Genomic DNA, 23,052 nt, shown 5'->3' with positions numbered 1-23,052 from the left:
GGCTGTGGCGCGCCTATAGTCCTGACTGGATATGACCCGCAAACCCGATACCCCCCTGCGCCGTGGCTGGACCACGGGCGCTTGCGCAACCGCCGCGACACGGGCGGCGCTCAGCCTGCTATGGGGCGAAGGGGCCGTGCCGCGTGTCTGCATCACCTTGCCAAGGGGTGAGACGCCAGAATTCGCCATTGCCCATCATGCCAGCGGCGAGGGGTGGGCCGAGGCTGGGGTGATCAAGGACGCGGGCGATGACCCGGATGTCACACATGGGGCGATGATCATCGCGCGGGTGGCCCGCTCAGAAGGGGGCGTGGTGTTTCGCGCAGGCGAGGGCGTGGGGCGTGTCACCATGCCGGGGCTGCCCATCCCGCCGGGTGAGCCTGCGATCAACCCCGTGCCACGTCAGATGATGCGAGAGACCGTGGAAGACATGGCCGAGCGGCTCTCTGAAAGCCCGGATATCGAAATCACGGTGTCGGTACCTGGGGGGGCTGCGCTTGCGCAAAAGACTTGGAACTCGAGGCTGGGCATAAAAGGCGGGTTGTCGATTCTGGGCACAACAGGGATCGTGCGCCCGTTTTCCTGCGCCGCTTGGATCGCCTCGATCCATCGCGGCATTGACGTGGCGCGCGAGGCGGGGCTGGATCATGTGGCAGGCTGCACCGGCGCCACGAGCGAGCAGGTGGTGCAGAGCCTTTATGACCTTCCGGATCACGCGATGTTGGATATGGGGGACTTTGCGGGTGGGATGCTCAAATATCTCGCCCGGCATCCGCTGCCGCGCCTGACGGTGGGGGGCGGTATCGGCAAGATGATCAAGCTGGCGCAGGGCGCGCGCGATTTGCATTCAGGCCGCAGCCAAGTGGATTTCGCAGGCCTCGCCGAGGCGCTTGCCATACCGGATCTGAAATACATGAACACGGCGTTGCAAGCCTATGACGTTGCTGGGGAAGTCTTGGCAGAATGGGTGGCACAGGAAAGCCGGTTGAAGGTGCTGTCAATGCTGCCCGAAGGCGTTGCGGTTGATACGGTTGTGATCGACAGGGCCGGTGTGGTGCTGGCACGGGCGGGGGCGGCATGACGCTCTTGCTGCTGGCGGGCACGGGAGAGGCGCAGCAGGTGGCACGACTTTTGGTTGCCGAGGGGCGTCCTGCCATTGCCTCGCTTGCCGGGGCCACGCGCGCGCCGCGCGCCATGGGCCTGCCCACGCGAATAGGTGGGTTTGGCGGCGAGGACGGCTTTTTGCGCTACCTCACCGAGGCCGGGATCACCGCAGTTCTTGATGCAACGCATCCTTTTGCCAGCCGGATATCCGAGCGCACGGCACGGCTCTGCGCTGACAAGGCCGTATCATATTGCCAGCTTTTGCGGCCGGAATGGGTGCCCGGGGCCGGTGACCGCTGGACCATTATCGCCGCAGAGGAAGAGGCGGTGGAGCATATTCCCGAGGGGGCGACGGTTTTCCTTGCCACCGGGCGGCAGGGCGTGACACGCTTTGCCAATCTCGACGGGCGGCGGCTGATTTGCCGCGTGGTCGATCCACCCGAGGCACCCTTTCCGATGGCAAATGGCACCTATCTTGTTGGCCGCCCACCGTTTTCCGTGGCGGAGGAGATCGCGCTTTTCACCCGGCTAGGTATCGATTGGCTGGTGGTCAAGAATGCGGGGGGGGCCGCGTCCGAGAGCAAGCTGGCGGCTGCGCGGGCGCTGAACCTGCCCGTGGCGATGATCGCGCGACCGCCACAGCCAAAGGCCCCGCGCGTGGCGACGGTGGCGGCGGCAATGGAGTGGGTGCGCAACATATGACGGGCCGGATCATCGAGTGCGACGCGGACGTTCAAGAAGGGGCAGCGCATTTGGCCGCCCTCTGCCCCCGCCTGCATCATGCCTATGCGCTGACGGGGCCGCTGCCGTTGCGGCGGAACCCGGACGGATTTGCGCGGCTACTCAGTGCGATTGTCAGCCAACAGGTCAGCGTTGCTTCGGCCAATGCGATTTGGTCAAGACTGGAACAGGCCGGCTTCACCGAACCTCAGCGCATCGTCGCGGTCACGGATGACGATCTGCGTGCCGTAGGCCTCAGCCGCCAAAAGGCGCGCTATGCCCGCGCGCTTGCCGAGGCAGGGATCGATTATGCCGCCTTGCGCAGCGCTCCGACGTCTGAGGTGATTGCCACGCTTACGCAAGTGTCTGGTATCGGTGTCTGGACGGCGGAAATCTATGCGATGTTCAGCTTGGGGCGTGCAGACGTGTTTGCGCCCGGTGATCTGGCCTTGCAAGAGGCGGTGCGCCTGCTCTACGACCTGCCCGAAAGGCCCAAGGAACGGGCGCTGCGGCAAATGGCCGAGGACTGGTCGCCATGGCGCGCCGTTGCGGCGCGACTTTTGTGGGCCTATTACCGGGTGGCCAAGGACAGGGAAGGGATCAGATGACACGGGTATTGCAAGCAGGCCGCAAGGCGCCTCTTTCGGGTGAGACACGTTCGGCTGTCGTCTTTCTGCATGGATACGGGGCCAATGGCGCGGATTTGCTGGGGCTGGCAGACCCGTTGGCGGAACACTTGCCAGATACGCTCTTTGTCGCGCCCGACGCGCCGGAGAGCATTCCGGGGATGCCCTTTGGTCTGCAATGGTTTCCTATCCCGTGGATCGACGGATCAAGCGAGGAAGAAGCGCACCGGGGCTTGATGACGGCCTCGGCGGATTTGAATGCCTTTCTTGATGCGCTGATGGTGGATGAGGATCTTTTGCCTGAACAGGTGGTGCTCTTTGGCTTTTCCCAAGGGTCAATGATGGCGTTGCATGTGGCACCCCGGCGCGAAGAAGCACTGGCTGGCGTCGTGGCCTTTTCCGGGCGGCTTCTTTCGCCGGACTTGTTGGAAGATGAGACGCAGAGCCGCCCTCCCGTTCTGCTGGTGCATGGCGATGCCGATGAGGTGGTGACGGTACAGTCGCTGCCGCAGGCGGCGGAGGCCTTGCAGGGGGCAGGCTGGCAGGATGTCTATGCCCATATCATGAAGGGTACAGGCCACGGAATTGCCCCTGACGGGCTGTCAGTGGCCCTGGCCTTTATGCGCGACAAACTTGGCCTCTAACGGTTTTCCACAAATCGCCTCAGGCTTGCCATATTGCGGCGGCGCTCTTGAGTTAGCGCAAGACGGATGAGTGAGGACACTGGCAAACTTATCCCGCATGGGCGGGCTCTATCCCTTGGCGGACTGTTTGTCGCCGAGATGGTGGTTCTCGTGCTTGGGTATCAGGTGTTGAGCGACCTAGAATGTCGCGCCACCGGGATCGAAGCTGCCTGTCGCGGATTGCGGTTTGTGGCGCTTTGGTTGCTTTGTGCGGGGTCGTTGGTTGGGATATACCTCTGGGCGCGCCCCGTAGCGCGCGCCGATTTTGGCATGGCGGCAAGCCGTGCGCCGGGCGGGTTAAGATGGGCCGTGATACATGGCCTTGGCATTCTGGCCATGCTCGCGCCGCTGATCGTGATCGCGCCTGAGGCGCTCAGCGCAGAATTTCAGTCTGTTTTCCCTCTGGCGGCCTTGGGCGCGCTGATGGCGGCCTTGGGTGGTCTGCTGTGGCTGATGCGGCCCGCAGCATGGTTGAGTTGGTTACAGGGGCGCAGTCTGTCCCTTTTGGCGATGGTGGTTTTTGCCGCCGCTCTTCCGGGGGCTGTGGTTTTGGCGGGGCCACTCTGGAGCGTGCAGGCTGTCACGGATGTGACATTCATTGCGGTCTTTCTCTTGTTGCGCCTCTTTGTCGAGGAGGTGGTCGTTGATCCCGCGACCTATGTGATCGGCACGCCAGAGTTTCAGGTTATGGTGGCCGATAGTTGTTCGGGGATCGAAGGGCTGGTGTTGATCACCGCCTTTCTTGCCCTTTACGGGGTGCTTTTCCGTGACGAATTGCGCTTGCGCCGCTTTGGCCTCGTGATTTGGCCCCTTGCGCTGTTGGTAAGCTGGCTGTTCAACGCGGTGCGGATCACGGGGTTGATCCTGATCGGTGTGCATGTCTCGCCGGAACTGGCGGTCAACGGGTTTCACAGCTTTGCCGGTTGGTTGATGTTCACAGCCCTGTCGATCGGCGTTTTGGTTGTTGTCGGGCGCAGTGGCTATGCGCTTCAGGCGGTGGTGGTGCCACAGGTGCGCAGCGTGGCCCCGCTGGCTCAGGATGATGTGGCTGGCCGCATCCTGCCCTTTATCGTCTTTGCCTTGTCGGGATTGATCGCACAGGCCTTTTGGAGCGAACCTGCCCTCGCTTATCCGGTGCAGGCCGGCATGATGCTGGCTGCGCTTTGGTGGGTGCGCGCCACTTTGTGGCAGCATTTAGCTTGGCCCTCGATGCTCTCGGTGGTCGCAGGCATCGCGGTTGGGGTGGTTTGGATCGCAACCGCGCCCGCGTCAGAGCCACCCTCTGACGCGCTCATGTCGCTTGGGGCCGGCGCTTTTGCCCTTTGGGCCAGCGTGCGCATCCTTGGCACCGTGGCGCTTGTGCCGGTGATCGAAGAGCTATTTTTTCGGGGTTATGTCCAAGCACGTCTGGACCGGGGCACTGTTTCAAGCCAGATCATCGCGATTGGTGTTTCTGCCGGCCTTTTCGCGCTTGTCCATGGCCGATGGATCGAAGCGGGGCTGGCTGGTGTTGTCTTTTCTCTGGTTTACATGCGCAATGGGCGGCTGGCTGATGCCATGGCCGCCCATGCTGTTGCCAATGCTGTTATCGCAGCCGTCGCCCTTTGGAGGGGGGATTGGGCGCTGATCTGACGGTAGAGGTCAGTTCCGCGCGCGACGGCGTTTGATTTCCCAAGCAAGGACAAGGGCCGCGAGAACCACTGCGATGGCCAATGTGCCACTTGCAGCGTCCATTTCCGGTACGGAGGACGTCGATGTCGAGCCACCGCTCGACGTGGTTCCACCATACCAGCCACTCCAGAACCAATCAAACATCAGTCGTCTCCGTATTACCATGCGTTCAAATTCTGACCTTAGATATGCCAGATTTCGGACACATTTCAAGCTTCGTGCCGGTCGAGTCCTATATTTGGAAACGAACCGGGTCTACAGGGCGCTTTGTTTCCGGATTATAGGCTGAGATGCTGAAACATCGGGCAATCTTCCTGCGGGATACAGGGGCGAACTCACATCTTCAACAGAATCACTCTGCCGCGCGTAGAGGCGAATCTTGGCCTATGGAATCCGGTGTTTTTGTACTTTTTTCAGCAGGTTGGGTTGGGTTTGCTGGCACGGTTTGATTTTCGTCGGGCCAGACAATTTCAGCGTGTGCGAGGCGGTTTGCGGTGTGGGCGAGGGCCCAATCCTGAGCGGCGCGGCTGGAGCGACCCATCGAAAGCTTGGCCAAGAGGCGCGCGCCCCAGAGCGCGTAGGTGCCCAGCCACACCCGCAACGCCAACATCGCGGGGGTAAAGACCAGCGTTAGCACGGTTGCGATTCCGAGGCCGAAAACCACGGCGGTGGCAAGCTGCTTCCACCACAAAGCTGTTGGACTATCAAAGGCATAGCCACCATTCACAAAGTCAAGGCTTAGCCCGAACATCATCGGCGCGAGGCCCGCCATGGTGGTGATCGTGGTCAAAAGAACGGGCCGGATGCGATCCTGCGCGGTGCGGGTGATGGCCTCGATCTGGGGCATGTAGCGGGCGTATTCCTGATAAGTATCAATCAAAACAATGTTGTTGTTCACCACGATCCCCGCGAGGGCCACGATGCCGGTGCCTGTCATGATGATCGAAAACGGCTGATCCATCACCAGCATCCCGATCAGCACGCCGGTTGTTGAAAGCACGACCGCCAAAAGCACGAGCACTGCGTTGTAAACACTGTTGAATTGCGCCAAGAGGATGATGAACATCAGGCCAAGCGCCCCGGCGAAGGCCTTTTGCAGGAACGCGCCGGATTCGGCCTCATCCTCGGCGTCGCCGGTCCATTCATAGCTGATTCCGGGGGGCAGAACGCCGGAATCGAGCCACTCAGTCAGGAGCGCGATGCGCTCGTTTGCGGTGATGGGCACCTTACGATCTGTAACATCTGTGGCCGATTCCTTACGAAATAACCCGTCCTCAACTGCCGCCTTGATGTCGAAAAAGCGGGTCTGATCGACACGGTCGATCTGGGCCAGCTGTTTGACCGGTTTGCGGCTGACGAAATTCGAAAGTGGAACCAGCCCGTCATCGGTGCGCACCTTGAGGCTGTCGAGGGTTGAGAGCACGCGGTCTTGGTCGGGCAGGCGGACGCGGATCTCGATTTCTTCGTCGCTGCTGTCCACGCGCATCGTGTCGAGCAGGATACCGCGTGTCACAAGCTGCACCATCGCCCCAACGGTTGCCACGTCGGCGCCAAAACGCCCGGCCTTTTCGACATCAACGTCGATCTGCCAATCAATGCCGGGCAGCGGCAAGGTATCTTCGATCTGGCGCAGGCCTTCGGTTTCGTCGAATTTCTGTCGCGCCACTTCGGTAAAGGCGATGAGATCGTCCCAATTGTCACTTTTGAGGCGCAGGTGCACCGGCTTGGCCGAAGCGGGGCCACGGGATTGGGCAAGAACCTCAAACTTGATGCCGGGAATTTGCTCCAGTTCGGCGCTCAGTTCCGCAATCACCGCATCGCCGTCAAAGTCTGCCGCCACCACGTCGCGCGATACGGCAAGGTTGATCAGGGGAATGGTGAACCATGTCTCGTGCGTCTGGGGGCGATCCTCCCAGGCGATGGTTTCGAATTGTATCTGACCGATCGTGTCGCGTGGGGGCTGTGCGCCACCGGTGTTGGTATCAAGCCCGCCATCCCCGGCAAAGGCAAAGGCGGTCTGGATGCCCGGATGGGCGCGGATGATATCCTCGACCTGCTGGACCAACTGATCCTTTTGATCAATCGAGAGATTGCCGCGCCCGCGCACATAAACGATGCCTTGCTCGGGTTCGCTATCGACAAAGAATTCGGTGCCATTGTTGTTGTTGATGTAGAACATGAGCACAGAGCCCACGAGCACAAAAATCGCGCCAAAGGCCACCAGAGGCATCACCGGATTGCCCGCGATGGCGTGGATCACCCAGCCAAAGGCCGAGCGGTGATAGCCGCCCCGGACCCGTTCGCGGCGCGGGGGCAGCCAGCGTTGCCGCGCGACGTGCAGGAGTTTGCCAAAACGGCGCGGAATGGCCAAAAGCGCCAGAAGCGTGGCGACCACCCCCGACAGCCCTACCGCCGCAAGAAGTGACACGCCAAGCAAGAGGCCAAAGACCGTGGTCAACACGGGTATGACTGAGCCAAGGATTTGCGTGCCGTCCATGGCTGAAAATTGCGCGCGCACTTCGTTCAGCAGGGTGGGGGCCAATTGGCCGGCCAGAAGCGCCGCACCGATTGCCAGCGGCAAGAGCAGCACATGCCAGAGCCAGAAACCGCCCGCAATCTGATCGGTGCGGGCGTTGAACCAGCGTTCCAGCCGCCCGGTCACGCCGCCCAGCACTGGCAAATAGACGAGCGCCACCAAGAGCGATGCAGAGAGCACGAAAATCAGTGTAACGGGCAGCATGCCCATGAATTGCCCCGGAATACCGGGCCAGAAGAGCATCGGCAGAAAAGCACAGAGCGTGGTCGCGGTTGAACTGACCACGGGCCAGAACATCCGCTTGGCGGCCCCCACATAGGCGTGCATAGGGCCTTCGCCATCGGCAATCCGCTTGTCTGCATATTCCACCACGACGATGGCACCATCCACAAGCATGCCAACCGCGAGGATGAGACCGAACATCACGATATTCGAGACCGCGACGCCCATGACGGCGAGAAGGGCAAAGCAGAGCAGAAAGGAGGTTGGTATCGCAAAGCCCACCAGCAGTGCAGGACGGATGCCCAAGGCCGCCAGCGTGACGATCATAACCAAGGCAATGGCGGTCAGAACCGAGCCCTCAAGCTGGCTGACCATCGAGGCGACCGTGCTGGATTGGTCGTTGGAGGTGCCAACGCTGACTGCGACCTGTAAATCCTCGGGCCATGTCTTTTCCGCCTCGGCGACGGCGGCGCGCACGAGGTCTGCGGTCTCGATGATGTTGAAACCTTTGCGCTTGACCACTTGGAGCGCGACGGTGGTCTCGCCATTGAACCGCGCGGTGCCTAGCCGATCCTCGAAGGTGAGGTTTATGGTGGCCAGATCGCCAAGCCGCACGATGCGGTCGCCATTGGTCTTGACCGGAAGGTTGTAGAAATCGCTGGTGTCTTCGAAGGACGAGGGGATTTTGACCGCGAAAGTGCCTTGGCTTGTGTCGACTTCACCGGCTGCGATCAATTGGTTGTTGTTCTGCACCACGTTGATCAGATCCAGCGCCGTGACGTTATATGCCTCAAGGCGGAGCGGGTCTATGATAACCTCGAGCATCTCTTCGCGATTGCCCGCGATCCCAGCCTCGAGCACGGGTTCCAGCCCTTCGAGCGTGTCTTGCAGGTCATTGGCAAGGCGCGACATTGTGCGTTCCGGCACCGGGCCGGAGAGGTTGACGATGATGATCGGGAATTCGCTGAAATTTACTTCGTTGAGGGTGTATTTTTCAGCGCCGTCGGGGAAATCGGCCTCGGCGGTGTCCATCGCGTCGCGCACATCGGCGAGGGTCTTGGTCTTGTCCCAGCCGAATTCGAATTCGAGCGCCACGCCGCCATAGTTTTCAGCAGCGGTGCCGGTCATTTTCTTCAGACCGTCCAGATCGCTCAGCTCGGTCTCCATCACTTTGACGAGCAGTTTTTCGCTATCCTCGGCGGAGATGCCGGGGAAGGGGACCGAGATGAAGAGGGCGGGCACCTCGATGTCAGGCTCGCCCTCTTTGGGCAGGCCGACATAGGCCAGCGTGCCTGCAAGGACCGAGAGCACGATGAAGGCCAAAACCATCCGGGCGCGGGTGGCGGCCCAATCGACGATTCCGGTCATTGGCCCAACTCCTGAAACACCGGGTCAACGGGCACGCCATCGGTCACAAAATCCTGTCCGATCACGATCACATCGGCGCTATCTGGCAGTCCGGTGAGCCAGACACCGGAGGGTGTATCGCGCAAGAGCTCGACCGGGACGAATTGGGCAAGGCTTTCGGGGTTGACGATGCGCAGGCCCAAGGCCCCCTCGTCATCAAGAGTGAGCGCGGATTGCGGCAGGAGATGCGCGCGTTTGCCTGCGGCACCGATCAGGATTTCGGCGGTTTCCCCGTCGCGCAGCGAGAGGTCCGGGTTGGGCACGGTCACTTCAACGCGAAAGGTGCGGGTGACGTCATCGGCGGAGCGGGCAACGAAGGTCACGCGCCCCTCGACCCTGCGGCCTGAGGCCATGCGAATTGTCGCAGGGGCATTCATTTCCACGCGGGCCACCTGCAATTCCGAAACAAAGCCGACCATGGTGATCGGGTCGAGTTGCAGCACCGTGGCGCAGAGCGCGCCGGGTTGCAGGAGGCTGCCGATTTCGGCGGTGTCGGTGTCGAGCACGCCGTCGAAGGGCGCGACGATGGCGAGGCGGGCGATCTCGGTTTCGGCGGCGGCGACGGCGGCGCGGGCGGATTCGATCCCGGCGCGCGCGGCCTCGAGGCCAGAGGTGGCCGACTGCACCGCTGCTTGCGCCGAGCTGACCGCGGCACGTGTGGCGGCGACGCGGGTTTGTGAGGCAAAGCCGCTTTCGACAAGGTTTTCGGCGGCGTTGGCATTGATTTCAGCCTCTTCGAGTTGGGCGCGGGCCTCGTTGGCGCGGGCCTCGGCCTCGGGGATGCGGGTTTGGGATTCGCTCAGCCGGGCTTGGGCTTCGGCCAGAGCGGCGTTGCGCGCGGCGGGATCGAGGCGGCAAAGAATATCGCCTTGGGTCACCATATGCCCTTTGCGCAGCGGGTCGTTGATGACAAGGCCCGAGGTTTCGGCGCGCAATTCGACGATGCGGTCAGCCTCGGATCTGCCGCGCACCACGACGGCGCTGTCGACCTCACGCGCTTGTGAGCGCAGGGCCACGACGCGCATGATCTGCGTCGTTTGGGGGGCGGTTTCTGGTGATGTGGTTTCGGTTTGCGGCTGAGTGGCGGGGGCTGGAAGAAATCTGTCATGCTCAAAGACAAGAACATAGACAAGGACAGAGACCACGAGGGCGATGAGAACAGGAAGCAACCGCATTTATCTACCTTCGGGCCATGAGGCGTGGCGTTGGGCCGGGCTTGGGCCTGCCTTGCGGGACATGCCCTTGACGCAACATCATTGGCTTACGCTAAACCAACCGGTTCAGATTAATCTTTTCCAATGCCTGCTGCAAGCACGCCCTTGCGTCGCGGGCGCGGTGCCCCTTGGCAGGGGCAGGGCTTCGGGGTAAGAGGGGCGAAATTCAAAGGGGGCGCGGCGTGAGCAACACCGACACTTTCATCGATGAAGTCACTGAAGAGGTGCGCCGCGACAGGCTATTCGCGTTGATGCGCCGATATGGCTGGATCGCGGTTCTGGCGATCCTGATGTTGGTGGGCGGTGCCGCGTGGAACGAATGGCGCAAGGCGCAGGATCAGGCCGCCGCCCAAGCGTTGGGCGATGCGGTGCTTGCGGCCCTGGCGACCGAAGACCGCAGCGCCCGCGCCGCAGCACTGGATGCAATCGAGGCGCCGGGGGCCCAAGCGGGATCGGTGATTGCCTTGCTCGCGGCGGCGGAAGAAGCGGCGGACACTCCCGAGGCAGCGGCGGCGCGGTTGCTGGCGCTTGCAGACAGGTCGGATGTGGATGCCGTCTATCGCAATATTGCAACGCTCAAGGCGGTGATGCTTCCGGGTTCGGGGCTGGATGCCGAGGCACGACGCGGGCGCTTGAACGGATTGGCGTTGAGCGGCGGGGTTTTGCGCCTCTTGGCCGAGGAACAATTGGCGCTGATTGATCTGGAAACGGGCAACCGGGATGCGGCTTTGGAGCGTCTTGGCGCGATTGCCAGCGATGCGGAGGCGACGATGGGCTTGCGTAGGCGCGTGACACAAGTGATTGTGGCCTTGGGCGAAGATATGCCCGACCTGCCGGAGCCTGTCACAGGGGCCGAGTCGCTAGGTGAATGACAGGGGCCGCTTCGGGCCACAGGCTCATGCGGGCCGGCAGGACGGCAAAAGGCGAAGAGTGAGGGCAAGAGCAGTGAAACCGAACGGATTGATCCTTGGGCTGATTGCAGTCCTTGCGCTGACGGCCTGCACCAAGAAGACACAGATTCTGAGCGGTGAGCGCGAGGGAATTCGCGAGGTTCTCCAGAGCGAGACTGCGCGCGCTCAGGCAAGTGTGACACCAACAAATCAAGTTCTGCCCGTTTCGCTGCCAGCGGCGACAGTTAATGCGGACTGGCGCCAGCGCATCGGAACGCCTGCAACGCGCACGGCCCATCCTGCGCTGTCGCGTGCACCGCAACTGGCGTGGTCGGTCAATATCGGCGCAGGTGACGGGCGGCGGGTGCGGATCACCGCTGACCCGGTAGTGGCCGAAGGGCGTATCTTTACACTGGATGCCGAGGCGACGGTGGCGGCTGTCTCGACCACGGGGCAATTGCTCTGGACGCGCGACCTTACGCCGGCCAATGACAGGTCGGACAATGCCAGCGGTGGCGGCTTGGCCTATGGCGATGGCAAGCTCTTTGTCTCGTCCGGGTTTGGCCTGCTCACGGCGGTTGACCCTGCGACAGGCGGCGTGATCTGGCAACAGGCGTTGGGATCGCCCGGCACCGGCACACCGGCGGTGTTTGACGGGCTGGTCTATGTGGTTGCGGGCGATGATGTGGCCTGGGCGATTGAGACGGATACCGGGCGGATTGCCTGGCAGTTGAGCGGCACGCCGGATATTCACAACGTCTTGGGCGGACCTGCCCCGGCCATCACCGACAAATACGTGGTCTTTGCCTTTGGTGCAGGGGAATTGCAGGGCGCATTCCGCCGAGGTGGTCTGCGCCTCTGGGATGCGCAGGTTGCGGGCGAGCGTTTGGGCGTAGCGAGTGCGCGGGTGGATGACATCACCGGCGATCCGGTGGTCGTCGGTGACCGCCTCTATACCGGCAGCCATTCGGGGCGCACCGTTGCGCTAAGCCTTGGCAGCGGCAACCGCCTCTGGACTGCCGAAGAAGGCCCGCTTAACCCTGTTTGGCCCGCCGGGGACTCGCTGTTCATGGTCACGGATCGCAACGAATTGGTGCGGCTTGCCACCGAGGACGGGACGCGCATCTGGGGGCATGAATTGCCGCTCTTTGCGGATCGCAAGCCCAAGCGGCAGGCGGAAATCGTGGGCCATTTTGGCCCCATTCTGGCCGGTGGTCAGCTGATCCTGGCTTCGGGCGACGGGCAATTGCGGTTCTTTGATCCGGCCTCGGGGCAGATGACGGGCGCGCGGGATTTGCCCGGTGGTGCCACGTCCAACCCGGTGGTTGCGGGCAATACGCTTTATGTCGTGTCGAAAAAGGGTCAATTGCTGGCTTTCCGTTGATCGTGCGATCCTGTATCAGGGCGACTTGATCCGTATCGGAGCCTGAGACATGACCTTTTCCGTAGCCATCGTGGGCCGTCCCAATGTTGGCAAATCGACGCTCTTCAACCGTCTGGTGGGCAAGCGCCTTGCGTTGGTTGACAACCAGCCCGGCGTTACCCGAGACCTGCGCGAAGGGGCCGCGCGATTGGGCGATCTGCGCTTTACGGTGATCGACACCGCAGGTCTGGAAGATGCCACCGACGAGAGCCTTCAGGGCCGGATGCGCAAGCTGACAGAGCGCGCAGTCGACATGGCGGATATTTGCCTCTTTGTGATCGACGCGCGCACCGGGGTCACGCCCACCGACGAAAGCCTTGCCGAGATTCTCCGCAAGCGTTCGGCGCATGTGATCCTTGCCGCCAACAAGGCCGAAGGATCGGCGGCGGATGCGGGCGTGATCGAGGCCTGGGGGCTGGGTCTGGGCGAGCCTATTCGCATGTCGGCAGAGCATGGCGAGGGGTTGAACGACCTCTATTCCCAGCTGATGCCACTGGCTGATGCCTTTGAGGCGCGCGCGGCGGCGGAAGCGCCAGAGGTGGATGTCTCGCTCGACGAGGATATCGAGGACGACGAGGATGTCAGCTATCGCAAGCCGACCGAGGCCCGTCCGATGCAGGTGGCGGTGGTGGGGCGGCCCAACGCCGGAAAATCGACCCTGATCAACAAGATCCTTGGGGAAGAGCGGCTCTTGACCGGGCCTGAGGCCGGGATCACGCGCGATGCGATCTCGCTGCGGATCGACTGGGACGGGATTCCGGTGCGGATTTTCGACACGGCAGGCATGCGCAAGAAGGCCAAGGTGCAGGACAAGTTGGAAAAGCTGTCGGTGTCGGACGGGCTGCGGGCGGTGAAATTTGCCGAAGTGGTGGTGGTTCTGCTTGATGCGGCGATTCCTTTTGAACAACAGGATTTGCGGATCGCCGATCTGGCTGAGCGCGAAGGGCGCGCGGTGGTCGTGGCGATCAACAAATGGGACATGGAGCCCGACAAGAGCGACAAGATCAGAGAGCTGCGCGAGGCGTTCGAGCGGCTTTTGCCGCAATTGCGCGGCGCGCCTCTGGTCACCGTCTCGGCCAAGACTGGCAAGGGGCTGGACCGCCTGCGTGATGCGGTGGCCAAGGCGCATGAGGTCTGGAACCGGCGCGTGACCACGGCGCAACTGAACCGTTGGCTGATCGGCATGTTGGAGCAGCACCCGCCGCCCGCGCCGGGCGGTCGTCGGGTCAAACTGCGCTACATGACGCAGGCCAAGACGCGGCCACCGGGATTCGTGGTGATGTGCAGCCATCCCGACAAATTGCCCGAGAGCTATTCGCGCTATCTGGTGAATGGGTTGCGGGCAGATTTTGACATGCCTGGCACGCCTATCCGCCTTTATTTCCGCAGTCAGGCGGATCGCAACCCCTACAAGAGCAAGAAAAAGGCCGGGCCGTCGAGCCTGCGCAAGCATTTGACGGGGCGATCAAGCGACTGAGCCGGGCAGGGGCGTGCAAATTCCTGTGCAGCCCCTCTTGCATTCGTGCGGGGCGAGGTCAAATCTCTGAGGCCAAAGAGTGTTACCCCTCTGTGGAATGGAGGCTGACATGACCGAGACCCCCGATCAGGCGGCGCTGCGCGCCTTTCTCAGACCCTATACCACCAAGAGCGATGGTCGCGGCGCGCTGTCGTTTGCGGGCACTCTTGTGGTCTATGGCGGCGCGCTGATCCTGGGTGTGGCCTTGGCAGAGGCGGGGCAGTGGGCTGGCGCGGTGGCGATGGTTGGCGTGCTCGCCTTTGCTTCGGTGCGGCTTTACGTGTTGCAGCACGATTGCGGGCATGCCGCGCTTTTTCGGCGCAAAGGGCTGAATGATGTGGTGGGCTATGCCCTGTCGGTGTTTTCGCTGACGCCATACCGGGTCATGCAATACAATCACAACCAGCATCACGCCTATCTGGGCAATCTCGATCACCGCGAGACGACCGAGGTTTATACCATGACGCTGGCGGAATGGCAGGCGGCACCATGGCACAGACGGCTGTGGTATCGGCTCTATCGCAATCCGGTGGTGATGCTGTCCTTGGGTGGGATATATGCCTATTTCATCGCCTATCGCTGGCCGCGCAATACGCGGGTGGTGGGCGTGTGGGGTGTGATTGCCCACAACCTGATGCTGGCGGGTTATCTGGCGCTGATCTGGGCCATGCTGGGGGGCGTGGGCCTAGCGGTCTGGGGCGTGAGCGCGGTGCTGGCGGGGGTGATCGGGGTGTTTCTGGTCTATCTCCAGCACAATTTCGAAGAGACCTATTGGGATCGCAAACCATCGCTCGATTTCCGCAAGGCGACGCTTGTGGGGTCAAGCTCGCTTGATCTGGGGTGGCTGTGGGATCTGGGGACGGGCAATATCGCCTATCACGATCTGCATCACTACAACCCCGGCATCCCGTCCTATAACCTGCGGCGCTGTCAGAGGGCGTTGCCGGAGGCGTTGCGCGCCCATGACGTGATCCGCTGGCCCGAGGCGATCCGCAGTTTCCGGTTGAAGCTCTGGGATGAGGCGGCGGGGCGGTTGGTGCCGTTTCCGAAGGCTGAGACGACGCGCATGGTGGCGGCGGAGTAGGGGGAGTTGGCAGGTTGTTTGACTTTCACGTTATACCGTTGGGCTAAAACCGTAATCGGACATTCTTGCTGTGTGTGGGCGAAGGTTTGGAAAGAGCCCGTCGTGTCGATATTCTGCTAAGCAGCGAATGGCGGCTCTCGGCAGTCCTTCCGAAAGGTTCGGTAACTGGCGGGTCTGAAAGGGATTAGGGGGGCGGCTATGGAAGCGGTCGCTGGTTCATTGGTGAAAAGAGGCATTCTTGGAATGATCGCCCTTTAACTTGACACACTGCACGAATCGTAACATATATTGTTACATGAAAAGAGATAGCCGCCTTTCCTCCGTCCTTCACGCGCTTCTGCACATGGCAGAGCACGAAGGGCCCATGACTTCGGAAGCCATCTCGCAGTGCATGGGCACCAATCCTGTTGTCGTCCGGCGCACCATGGCATTTCTGCGTGAAGCAGGGATCGTTTCGTCCGCTCGGGGCCACGCTGGGGGATGGCGCATCACCGCCGATCTTGAGGTCGTGACCTTGCACCAGTTGCACAAGGCACTTGGAGAACCAGCCATTTTCGCGATTGGCAATCGGACAGAGAACCCCTTCTGCCTGGTGGAGCAGTCGGTCAACGCCGCACTGGAACACACGTTTGAAGAAGCCGAAGCGTTGCTGCTTGAGCGTTTCGCTCATGTCACACTTGCCGATCTGGCTGCCGACTTCAAACGTCGCCACGCGGAAACGCTTAAACAGAAAGAATGAAAATGCAGGATGTTATCTTAGTCGGGGGTGGCTATGCAGGAATGGCAGCCGCCCTGCAGCTTCTGCGTGCGCGCAGGTCAGTGCTGATCATCGACGCCGGGATGCGACGCAACCGGTCAGCCAGCCACTCCTATGGCTTTCTGGGACAGGATGGTGTCGATCCGGCCGAACTGGCCGGCATTGCCCGAACCCAGCTCGAGGCGTATCCGACCCTGACCTGGAAAGAGGGCGAGGTTGCCAGCGCTGCTGGAGAGAACGACGCGTTCCAAGTGACCCTCACCACTGGCGAGCGCTTCGAAACGCGTCGCCTGCTGTTCGCCACCGGTGTGACGGATGGACTGCCCTCGGTGCCTGGACTGGCAGAGCGGTGGGGGCGTTCGGTGTTTCACTGCCCCTATTGCCATGGCTACGAGCTGGATCAGGGCCATATCGGCGTGATTGCAACCGGGCCCATGTCCGTGCATCAGGCGCAGTTGCTGACGGAGTGGGGCAAGGTCACATTCCTGACCAACGCCCTGATGCCACTCGACGATGAAACCCGTACCGATCTTCATCGCCGCGGTGCTACCATGGAGGAAACGCCAATCGATCGGATCGAGGGCAAGGCCGAAGTTTTTCTGACCGACGGTCGCCGCGTGGACTTTGCCGGTTTGTTCACGGCGCCCATCTGTTCGCCGGCCAGTGCGGTGGCCGAAACCATGGGCTGCGCCTTGATAGAAACGCCCATGGGGTCTCAGCTGCGGACGTCCGATGAGAAAGAGACATCTATCTGTGGCGTATTTGCGTGCGGTGATGTCGCACGCGCCCCGCACTCGGTGTCGCTTGCCGTGGCCGATGGCGCAACTGCCGGCGCACAAATTCACAGATCACTTGTTTGGCCCTCGCGCTGAGATCAAACTATTGGAAGGAACCTCCATGAAGCTTTACGAACTGAACTGGGCGCTCTTCCCACGTCGCATCGGAATCTACCTCTCCGAAAAAGGGATCACCGATATAGCCCGGATTGCCTTTGATGCGATGGACCCGGAAAGTCTCGGCCGCCTGAGGGCAGTGAGTTCGTTCGGAACAGTGCCAGTGTTGCAAACCGAAGATGGTCACAAGATCCGATCTTCGATCGCAATCTTGGAATATCTGGAGGATCGGTATCCGCAGCCGAACATGATCGGGTGGTCACCCGCCGCGCAGGCCCGAACGCGGGAAGCAATGAGCATCGCAGATGAGGCAGCGCTTCAGCTTGGGGTATGGGCCCATAAGGGCAGTCCGGTCTTCGCCGGCATGGAGGAGCAGCATCCAGCTACAGCGCGTTTTGCAGCGGCGGCCTATCTGAAGCAGCTGGAACGCCTCGATCTCGTACTGACTGAAAATCAAGGACCCTTCCTAACTGGCTCTGAGAACACCATTGCAGACTGTATCGCGATGGCGACCCTGCAATTTGCAGCGGACGTCTACGGTGTTCACTTGCCCGAGAGGCTCGAAAAACTGCGCGCTTGGTACGAGTTCTTCCGGCAAAGACCAAGTGCCATTTGCCCCCCTTACCCAAAGGGTTTTCTAGCGGTTGCTCATGGTCTTCCGGATCATGGTTTCGATTGGTCACTCGATGATGTTGGGTGGAATGCTGCTCTGGTGGGCTGATTCTGATCCGGTATGGAGACCGCTGCTTCGAGATAGTCGTTAGAGGCCAAGTTGGGTGGTTTCGTCGCCACCTTTGCCAGACGTGTCAAGAACGATGGCTGCTTGGTATGCTCCTGAAGCAGTCATCAGCGAAGCGGCAGCGAAAGCTCTCTTTGTCCGCTCTGTAGACTTTCGTGCGCTCGGGCTCGAAGGTCGGGCCTTGGTTGGACGGGCTTGGCCTTTGGCTAAAGAGTGACTGACCGCTCGACGTTTGCCCCCGCGAGGTGTCAAAGGTGAGCGGGAAGCCCTGCGTAGGGCAGGTTGCGCCCGATTGAAACCGCACCCGTCCCGGACTTGATCCGGGACCTCGCCCAAGCGGGAGGGGGAGGCCGCGGGTCAGGCCCGGGGCGATGTGAACGCGATCAGAGGTAAGCTGCTTTACCCAAGACTCCCATCGGCGTTGAGGATCGTCTTGCCGCGCAGGTAGGGGTGGAGCGCGTCGGGGATGCGGACGGAGCCGTCGGCCTGCTGGCCGTTTTCCAGCACCGCGATCAGGCAGCGGCCCACGGCGAGGCCCGAGCCGTTGAGCGTGTGCAGGAATTCGGGTTTGCCGCCGCCTTGTGGTTTGAAGCGGGCGTTCATGCGGCGCGCTTGAAAGTCGCCGCAGACCGAGACGGACGAGATTTCGCGGTAGGTGTTCTGCCCCGGTAGCCAAACCTCGATGTCATGGGTGCGGCGCGCGCCGAAGCCCATGTCGCCGGTGCAGAGCACGATGGTGCGATACGGCAGGCCAAGCCGTTCAAGGATACTTTGAGCGCAGGCGGTCATCCGGTCCAACTCGGCGCGGCTTTCGTCGGGGTGGGTGATCGAGACCATTTCGACCTTTTCGAACTGGTGCTGGCGCAGCATGCCGGCGGTGTCGCGCCCCGCGCTGCCGGCCTCGGAGCGGAAGCATTGGGTGTGGGCCACGTAGCGGCGCGGCAGGGTGGCGGCATCGACCGTCTCGCCATGCACGATATTGGTCAGCGTCACCTCGGCGGTAGGAACGAGCCACCAGCCATTGGTGGTCTCATAGCTGTCTTCGCCGAATTTCGGCAATTGCCCGGTGCCCAGCATCATTTCGGGGCGCACCAGAACGGGCGTCCAGGTTTCTTGGAGGCCATTTTCCTCGATATGGGTGTCGAGCATGAATTGGGCCAAGGCGCGGTGCAGGCGGGCGATGCTGCCCGACAGGACGACAAAGCGCGCGCCAGAGAGTTTCGCAGCTGTCTCAAAATCCATGCCCGGTTGCACGCCGGTGATGTCGTAATGCTCTTTCGGGGTGAAATCGAAACTTGCGGGCGTCCCCCAACGGCGCAACTCGACATTGCCGCTCTCGTCCGTGCCATCGGGCACATCGTCAAAGGGCAGGTTGGGCAGGGCCATCAGGAGGTCGGTGAGCTGGGTATCAAGCGCCTTGGCCTCGGCCTGCATGGCGGCCATTTCTTCCTTTTTGGCCGAGACCAGAGTGCGCAGACGTTCGAATTCTGCCTCGTCACCGCGCCCTTTGGCGGCGCCTGCCTCTTTGCTCGCGCGGTTCTGGTCGGCCTGTGCGCTCTCGGCCGCGTGGATGCGGGTGCGACGCGCCTCGTCGAGGGCCAGAATCTGGGGCGAGACCGGAGCCAGACCCCGCCGTGCGAGGGCGGCGTCAAAGGCATCGGGGGTCTCGCGGATGGCGCGGATATCGTGCATGGCGCTGGTCCTCAAAGCTGTCGGTGAATCGCTTGGGCGGCGTTATGCACCAGAAACCGGGCTTGCGCCATGCTTTCGCGCCTTGCAAATACCCGGCCCCGCGCCTAGGTTCCCCGGCAATTCGCGGCCCGCTGTCCGCGTCACAAAAAGAGGATACCCGATGGAAGCCTTTAGCCAGTTCATCCCGCTCATTCTGATCTTTGCGATCATGTATTTCCTGTTGATCCGCCCGCAACAGAAGAAGCTCAAAGAGCATAAGGCCATGATTGGTGCGCTGCGCCGGGGCGATCAGGTGGTGACGCAAGGCGGCCTGATCGGCAAGGTTTCCAAGGTCAAGGATGACAGCGAGATCGAGGTGGAACTTGCTGAGGGCATCAAGGTGCGTGTGGTGCGCGCCACCATCGCACAGGTTCTGTCCAAGACTGAGCCTGCCGAGGGCTAAGCCCCCGCTCCCCTGCGAAAAACCTCTGAAAGGGCAGGAACATGCTGCAAATCGACCTGTGGAAACGCCTCTGTATCTGGGGGACGGTGGCCCTTGGTCTGATGCTCGCCCTGCCCAATGGGTTTTACGGAAAGGTCGAGCGGCACAATGACGCCGTCGTCGCCGTTGAGGCGGGGGCTGATCCGGCGTCGGTGGCCGATGATCTGGCGCTTTGGCCCGATTGGATGCCCTCAAGCCTTGTCAATCTGGGGCTTGATCTGCGCGGGGGCGCGCATCTTTTGGCCGAGGTCAAGGTCGAAGATGTCTATCAGGCGCGGGTTGAGGGGATGTGGCCCGAGGTGCGCGATCTGTTGCGTGAAGAGCGTGACAGCGTGGGGCCCATCCGGCTGCAGCAGACCGATGCGCCCGAGTTGCGGGTGCGCCTTGTCGAGCGGCCCGAAATGGCCACAGAGGCCGCGGCGCTGGTGCGTGGGCTGGCGCGGCCCGTGACCGATGTGCTGACTGGCGTGGGTGGTAGCGATATCGAGGTGACAACGGACGGTGCGGATATCATCATCCGGCTGAGCGAGGCCGAGCAGCGCGCGACCGATGATCGCACCGTGCGGCAATCGCTGGAAATCATTCGCCGTCGGATCGACGAGGTGGGCACGCGCGAGCCGACCATCCAGCGCCAGGGCGCTGACCGCATCCTGATTCAGGTGCCGGGGATTGGCAGCGCAGCCGAGTTGAAGGCGCTGATCGGGACCACGGCCCAACTGACCTTCCAGCCGGTGATCAGCCGTGCCGCGAGCGCTGATGCGCCCGCGGGCGCAGGTAACGAGGTGCTGCCGTCACTGGACGAGGCGGGCGTTTACTACATTCTGGAGCGCGCGCCCGTTGTGACGGGCGAGGAATTGGTCGATGCACAGCCAGATTTCGACCAGAACGGTCGCCCGGCGGTGTCGTTCCGGTTCAATCCCACGGGTGCCCGCAAATTCGGCGATTACACGGCTGAGAATATCGGCAATCCCTTTGCCATCGTGCTTGATGGCGAGGTGATCAGCGCGCCGGTGATCCAAAGCCATATTGCCGGCGGGTCGGGCATCATCACCGGCAACTTTAATGTTGAGGACAGCACGCAACTGGCCGTGCTGTTGCGGGCTGGTGCGCTTCCGGCGGGGCTTGAGTTTCTGGAAGAGCGGACGGTCGGGCCGGAGCTTGGGGCCGATAGTATCGAGGCGGGCAAGCTGGCCTGTCTCGTGGCCTTTGCGCTTGTGCTCGTTTACATGATCGTGAGTTACGGCATTTTCGGCATCTTTGCGAATATTGCGCTGATTGTGAACGTTGGTCTGATTTTCGGCTTGCTCAGCCTAATCGGGTCTACGCTGACCTTGCCGGGGATCGCCGGGATCGTGCTGACCATCGGGATGGCGGTGGACGCCAATGTGCTGGTGTTTGAGCGTATCCGAGAAGAGATGAAATCGGCCAAGGGCGCGGCGCGGGCCATTGAATTGGGCTATGAGAAGGCGATGAGCGCGATTGTCGACGCCAACATCACCACCTTCATGACGGCGCTGATCCTCTATGTCATGGGGTCTGGTCCGGTGCGTGGCTTTGCCATAACGCTGGGGCTGGGGATTGTGACTTCGGTCTTTACCGCTCTGTTTGTGACGCGATTGATCACAGTGATGTGGTTTGAGCGCAAGCGGCCAAAAACGGTGTTGGTCGGGCGCGGTTTCCGGCTCGTGCCGGAAATCACCTCTTGGGATTTCTTTAGCCGGTGGAAGCTGTGGTTGGGCATTTCCGGGGTGATGATCCTTGTGGCGTTTGGCTCTTTTGCCGTGCAAGGGCTGAATTTCGGGATTGATTTCAAGGGTGGCACCACGATCCGGACGCTCAGCGCAGAACCTGTTGATATCGGGGCCTATCGCGCCGCGACTAGTGATATGGGGTTGGGTGATGTCAGCATCACAGAGGTGTTCGATCCAACCTTTGGCCCGGAAGAGAACGTGGCAATGCTCCGGATTCAGGCGCAGGACGAGACCGAGAGTGTCACCCCCGAAACGATCGCGGCGGTCGAAGCGGCCTTGCAGCAGGCTGTGCCGGATATACAGTTCACATCCGTGGAGAGCGTTGGCCCCAAAGTATCGGGCGAGTTGATCAAGACGGCGGTGCTTGCCGTCGCACTCGCCATCGGGGCGGTGCTGGTTTACATCTGGATGCGGTTCGAGTGGCAATTCGCGGTCGGGGCGGTGATTGCGCTGGTGCATGACGTGGCGCTAACCATCGGTGTGTTTTCGGAACTGCAAATCCAATTCGATCTCGCGATCATTGCGGCCCTTCTGACGCTTGTCGGCTATTCGCTTAACGATACGGTGGTGGTGTTTGACCGGGTCCGCGAGAACCTGCGCAAATACAAGCAAAGGCCGCTGCGAGAGGTGCTGAACCTGTCAATCAACGAGACGCTGAGCCGCACGATGGTAACGTCACTGACCACGTTGCTGGCGCTTTTGGCCTTGTATGTCTTGGGGGGTGACGTGATCCGGGGCTTTGTCTTTGCCATGATCTGGGGCGTGATTGTCGGCACCTATTCGTCAATCTTTGTGGCCAGTACGGTGCTGATGTGGCTGGGTATCAAACGCGACTGGTCTAAGCCGGATGCCAATGCGGGCACGCAATTCGCCAATATAGATGCCTGAGGCATTCAGCGCGGTCTGGGCGACGCCCGGCCTGGTCTGGCTATTGCTGGCGATTGGGCTGGCAGGGATCGTGCGGGGCTTTACCGGCTTTGGAACGGCGTTGATTTTCGTGCCCGTGGCGGGGATTTTTCTGCGGCCAGAGATCATCGTCGGGGTGATCACGCTGACGGGAATTGCCAGCACTTCGGCACTGTTGCCGCGCGCGTGGTCGCAGGCGGACCGGCGCGAAGTGGGTATCTTGGCGCTTGCGGCGCTTGTGACCGTGCCGATTGGTCTGTGGCTGATGGGGCGGCTTGACCCAGTCAGCATCCGGTGGGTGGTGGCCGCTGTGGGCGCAATCACATTGGCGGCGCTGATCACCGGGTGGCGGTTCTCGGGGCAGGTGGGCCGCCCCATGCTGGTCGCGATTGGGGCTGTGGCCGGCGTGATTGGAGGGCTGACAGGGTTGACCGGCCCGGTGGTGATCCTGTTCTATCTCGCGGGGCAGTCGGCGGCGCAATCAGTGCGCGCGAATACGATCCTGTTTCTGGCTGCGCTGGATGTGGTGATCGTGGCCAACCTCCTTTTACGCGGGGCGATCAATGGGCAGATTTTCCTTTTGGCGCTGCTACTTGCGGTGCCGTATTTCATTACCTCATTGATTGGGCAATCGCTCTTTGACCCGCGTCACGAGCGGCTTTATCGTTGGGCGGCTTATGCAGTGATCGGTCTTGCGGTGGTGAGCGGGCTGCCGATCTGGGGCAAGGAGGGGTAAG

The 23,052-nt window shown here is 61.7% G+C and carries 19 protein-coding genes; 15 read left to right on the top strand and 4 right to left on the bottom strand.

Annotated elements, in window-relative coordinates; genetic code table 11:
- Window positions 1-31: 31 nt before the first annotated feature.
- The 5 genes from GC127_RS20905 to xrtE all read left to right on the top strand — a co-directional run bounded on the left by GC127_RS20905 (window position 32) and on the right by xrtE (window position 4,765).
- Window positions 32-1,081, top strand: a complete 1,050-nt coding sequence (locus GC127_RS20905) for a cobalt-precorrin-5B (C(1))-methyltransferase (protein ID WP_081506538.1) — start codon at window positions 32-34, stop codon at window positions 1,079-1,081.
- A complete protein-coding gene (locus GC127_RS20900; protein WP_151979490.1) occupies window positions 1,078-1,806 on the top strand; it encodes a cobalt-precorrin-6A reductase in 729 nt (242 codons plus the stop codon). Before GC127_RS20905 ends, GC127_RS20900 begins: the two co-directional genes overlap by 4 nt.
- The gene (locus GC127_RS20895) at window positions 1,803-2,432 is read left to right on the top strand and encodes a DNA-3-methyladenine glycosylase (RefSeq protein WP_008282553.1); all 630 of its coding nucleotides are present in this window, start codon (window positions 1,803-1,805) and stop codon (window positions 2,430-2,432) included. Before GC127_RS20900 ends, GC127_RS20895 begins: the two co-directional genes overlap by 4 nt.
- Window positions 2,429-3,094, top strand: a complete 666-nt coding sequence (locus GC127_RS20890) for an alpha/beta hydrolase (RefSeq protein WP_008282552.1) — start codon at window positions 2,429-2,431, stop codon at window positions 3,092-3,094. The genes GC127_RS20895 and GC127_RS20890 overlap by 4 nt, the downstream gene beginning before the upstream one ends.
- 66 nt (window positions 3,095-3,160) lie before the next feature.
- Window positions 3,161-4,765, top strand: a complete 1,605-nt coding sequence (gene xrtE, locus GC127_RS20885) for an exosortase E/protease, VPEID-CTERM system (protein ID WP_151979489.1) — start codon at window positions 3,161-3,163, stop codon at window positions 4,763-4,765.
- Window positions 4,766-4,774: 9 nt separating this feature from the next.
- Here the strand turns inward: xrtE and GC127_RS20880 are convergent, their stop codons facing one another.
- From GC127_RS20880 to GC127_RS20870, 3 genes are all read right to left on the bottom strand, one after another.
- Window positions 4,775-4,948 (bottom strand): VPEID-CTERM sorting domain-containing protein, encoded by a 174-nt coding sequence (locus GC127_RS20880; protein ID WP_232279244.1) that lies wholly within the window; start codon window positions 4,946-4,948, stop codon window positions 4,775-4,777.
- 208 nt (window positions 4,949-5,156) lie between these two features.
- A complete protein-coding gene (locus GC127_RS20875) occupies window positions 5,157-8,930 on the bottom strand; it encodes an efflux RND transporter permease subunit (protein ID WP_151979488.1) in 3,774 nt (1,257 codons plus the stop codon).
- Window positions 8,927-10,144 (bottom strand): efflux RND transporter periplasmic adaptor subunit, encoded by a 1,218-nt coding sequence (locus tag GC127_RS20870; RefSeq protein ID WP_008282549.1) that lies wholly within the window; start codon window positions 10,142-10,144, stop codon window positions 8,927-8,929. Before GC127_RS20870 ends, GC127_RS20875 begins: the two co-directional genes overlap by 4 nt.
- A gap of 221 nt (window positions 10,145-10,365) precedes the next feature.
- Between GC127_RS20870 and GC127_RS20865 the strand changes: the two genes are divergently transcribed.
- The 7 genes from GC127_RS20865 (at window position 10,366) to GC127_RS20835 (ending at window position 17,467) form a co-directional block, all read left to right on the top strand.
- Window positions 10,366-11,055 (top strand): hypothetical protein, encoded by a 690-nt coding sequence (locus GC127_RS20865; RefSeq protein ID WP_008282548.1) that lies wholly within the window; start codon window positions 10,366-10,368, stop codon window positions 11,053-11,055.
- Between the two features lie 73 nt (window positions 11,056-11,128).
- Window positions 11,129-12,457 carry a PQQ-like beta-propeller repeat protein gene (locus tag GC127_RS20860; protein ID WP_008282547.1) on the top strand — a complete coding sequence of 443 codons (1,329 nt, stop codon included), beginning with the start codon at window positions 11,129-11,131 and terminating at the stop codon, window positions 12,455-12,457.
- A gap of 49 nt (window positions 12,458-12,506) precedes the next feature.
- A complete protein-coding gene (der, locus tag GC127_RS20855) occupies window positions 12,507-13,973 on the top strand; it encodes a ribosome biogenesis GTPase Der (RefSeq protein WP_151979487.1) in 1,467 nt (488 codons plus the stop codon).
- Between the two features lie 109 nt (window positions 13,974-14,082).
- Complete coding sequence (locus GC127_RS20850; RefSeq protein WP_254700214.1) at window positions 14,083-15,096, top strand: fatty acid desaturase; 1,014 nt, start codon at window positions 14,083-14,085, stop codon at window positions 15,094-15,096.
- A gap of 295 nt (window positions 15,097-15,391) precedes the next feature.
- Window positions 15,392-15,835, top strand: a complete 444-nt coding sequence (locus GC127_RS20845) for an Rrf2 family transcriptional regulator (protein ID WP_081506530.1) — start codon at window positions 15,392-15,394, stop codon at window positions 15,833-15,835.
- 2 nt (window positions 15,836-15,837) lie between these two features.
- Complete coding sequence (locus tag GC127_RS20840) at window positions 15,838-16,725, top strand: NAD(P)/FAD-dependent oxidoreductase (RefSeq protein WP_037298539.1); 888 nt, start codon at window positions 15,838-15,840, stop codon at window positions 16,723-16,725.
- A gap of 25 nt (window positions 16,726-16,750) precedes the next feature.
- Entirely contained in the window at window positions 16,751-17,467 is a 717-nt protein-coding gene (locus tag GC127_RS20835; RefSeq protein WP_199861297.1) for a glutathione S-transferase family protein, read from the top strand.
- A 417-nt stretch (window positions 17,468-17,884) separates the two neighbouring features.
- On the opposite strand, the gene serS is transcribed toward GC127_RS20835, so the two are convergent.
- A complete protein-coding gene (gene serS, locus GC127_RS20830; protein ID WP_008282541.1) occupies window positions 17,885-19,177 on the bottom strand; it encodes a serine--tRNA ligase in 1,293 nt (430 codons plus the stop codon).
- Between the two features lie 160 nt (window positions 19,178-19,337).
- Between serS and yajC the strand changes: the two genes are divergently transcribed.
- Genes yajC through GC127_RS20815 form a run of 3 tightly spaced genes read left to right on the top strand, consistent with a single transcriptional unit; the run spans window position 19,338 to window position 23,051 of the window.
- Window positions 19,338-19,619 carry a preprotein translocase subunit YajC gene (yajC, locus tag GC127_RS20825; protein ID WP_008282540.1) on the top strand — a complete coding sequence of 94 codons (282 nt, stop codon included), beginning with the start codon at window positions 19,338-19,340 and terminating at the stop codon, window positions 19,617-19,619.
- Window positions 19,620-19,660: 41 nt separating this feature from the next.
- Window positions 19,661-22,297 (top strand): protein translocase subunit SecD, encoded by a 2,637-nt coding sequence (gene secD / locus GC127_RS20820; protein ID WP_151979485.1) that lies wholly within the window; start codon window positions 19,661-19,663, stop codon window positions 22,295-22,297.
- A complete protein-coding gene (locus GC127_RS20815) occupies window positions 22,290-23,051 on the top strand; it encodes a sulfite exporter TauE/SafE family protein (protein WP_008282538.1) in 762 nt (253 codons plus the stop codon). The genes secD and GC127_RS20815 overlap by 8 nt, the downstream gene beginning before the upstream one ends.
- Window position 23,052 lies beyond the last annotated feature (1 nt).

Source organism: Roseovarius sp. EC-HK134 (assembly GCF_902498815.1).
Taxonomy (GTDB): Bacteria; Pseudomonadota; Alphaproteobacteria; order Rhodobacterales; family Rhodobacteraceae; genus Roseovarius; species Roseovarius mucosus_A.
This window is presented reverse-complemented; position numbering and strand designations above follow the sequence as displayed.

Bases quoted from the DNA above. Each gene is read 5' to 3' on its own strand.
- GC127_RS20900 (WP_151979490.1), top strand. From the start codon at position 1,078: ATGACGCTCTTGCTGCTGGCGGGCACGGGAGAGGCGCAGCAGGTGGCA.
- GC127_RS20895 (WP_008282553.1), top strand. From the start codon at position 1,803: ATGACGGGCCGGATCATCGAGTGCGACGCGGACGTTCAAGAAGGGGCA.
- GC127_RS20845 (WP_081506530.1), top strand. From the start codon at position 15,392: ATGAAAAGAGATAGCCGCCTTTCCTCCGTCCTTCACGCGCTTCTGCAC.
- der (WP_151979487.1), top strand. From the start codon at position 12,507: ATGACCTTTTCCGTAGCCATCGTGGGCCGTCCCAATGTTGGCAAATCG.
- GC127_RS20870 (WP_008282549.1), bottom strand. From the start codon at position 10,144: ATGCGGTTGCTTCCTGTTCTCATCGCCCTCGTGGTCTCTGTCCTTGTC.
- GC127_RS20880 (WP_232279244.1), bottom strand. From the start codon at position 4,948: ATGTTTGATTGGTTCTGGAGTGGCTGGTATGGTGGAACCACGTCGAGC.
- GC127_RS20840 (WP_037298539.1), top strand. From the start codon at position 15,838: ATGCAGGATGTTATCTTAGTCGGGGGTGGCTATGCAGGAATGGCAGCC.
- xrtE (WP_151979489.1), top strand. From the start codon at position 3,161: ATGAGTGAGGACACTGGCAAACTTATCCCGCATGGGCGGGCTCTATCC.
- GC127_RS20905 (WP_081506538.1), top strand. From the start codon at position 32: ATGACCCGCAAACCCGATACCCCCCTGCGCCGTGGCTGGACCACGGGC.
- GC127_RS20875 (WP_151979488.1), bottom strand. From the start codon at position 8,930: ATGACCGGAATCGTCGATTGGGCCGCCACCCGCGCCCGGATGGTTTTG.
- GC127_RS20890 (WP_008282552.1), top strand. From the start codon at position 2,429: ATGACACGGGTATTGCAAGCAGGCCGCAAGGCGCCTCTTTCGGGTGAG.
- secD (WP_151979485.1), top strand. From the start codon at position 19,661: ATGCTGCAAATCGACCTGTGGAAACGCCTCTGTATCTGGGGGACGGTG.
- GC127_RS20850 (WP_254700214.1), top strand. From the start codon at position 14,083: ATGACCGAGACCCCCGATCAGGCGGCGCTGCGCGCCTTTCTCAGACCC.
- GC127_RS20835 (WP_199861297.1), top strand. From the start codon at position 16,751: ATGAAGCTTTACGAACTGAACTGGGCGCTCTTCCCACGTCGCATCGGA.
- GC127_RS20815 (WP_008282538.1), top strand. From the start codon at position 22,290: ATGCCTGAGGCATTCAGCGCGGTCTGGGCGACGCCCGGCCTGGTCTGG.
- yajC (WP_008282540.1), top strand. From the start codon at position 19,338: ATGGAAGCCTTTAGCCAGTTCATCCCGCTCATTCTGATCTTTGCGATC.
- serS (WP_008282541.1), bottom strand. From the start codon at position 19,177: ATGCACGATATCCGCGCCATCCGCGAGACCCCCGATGCCTTTGACGCC.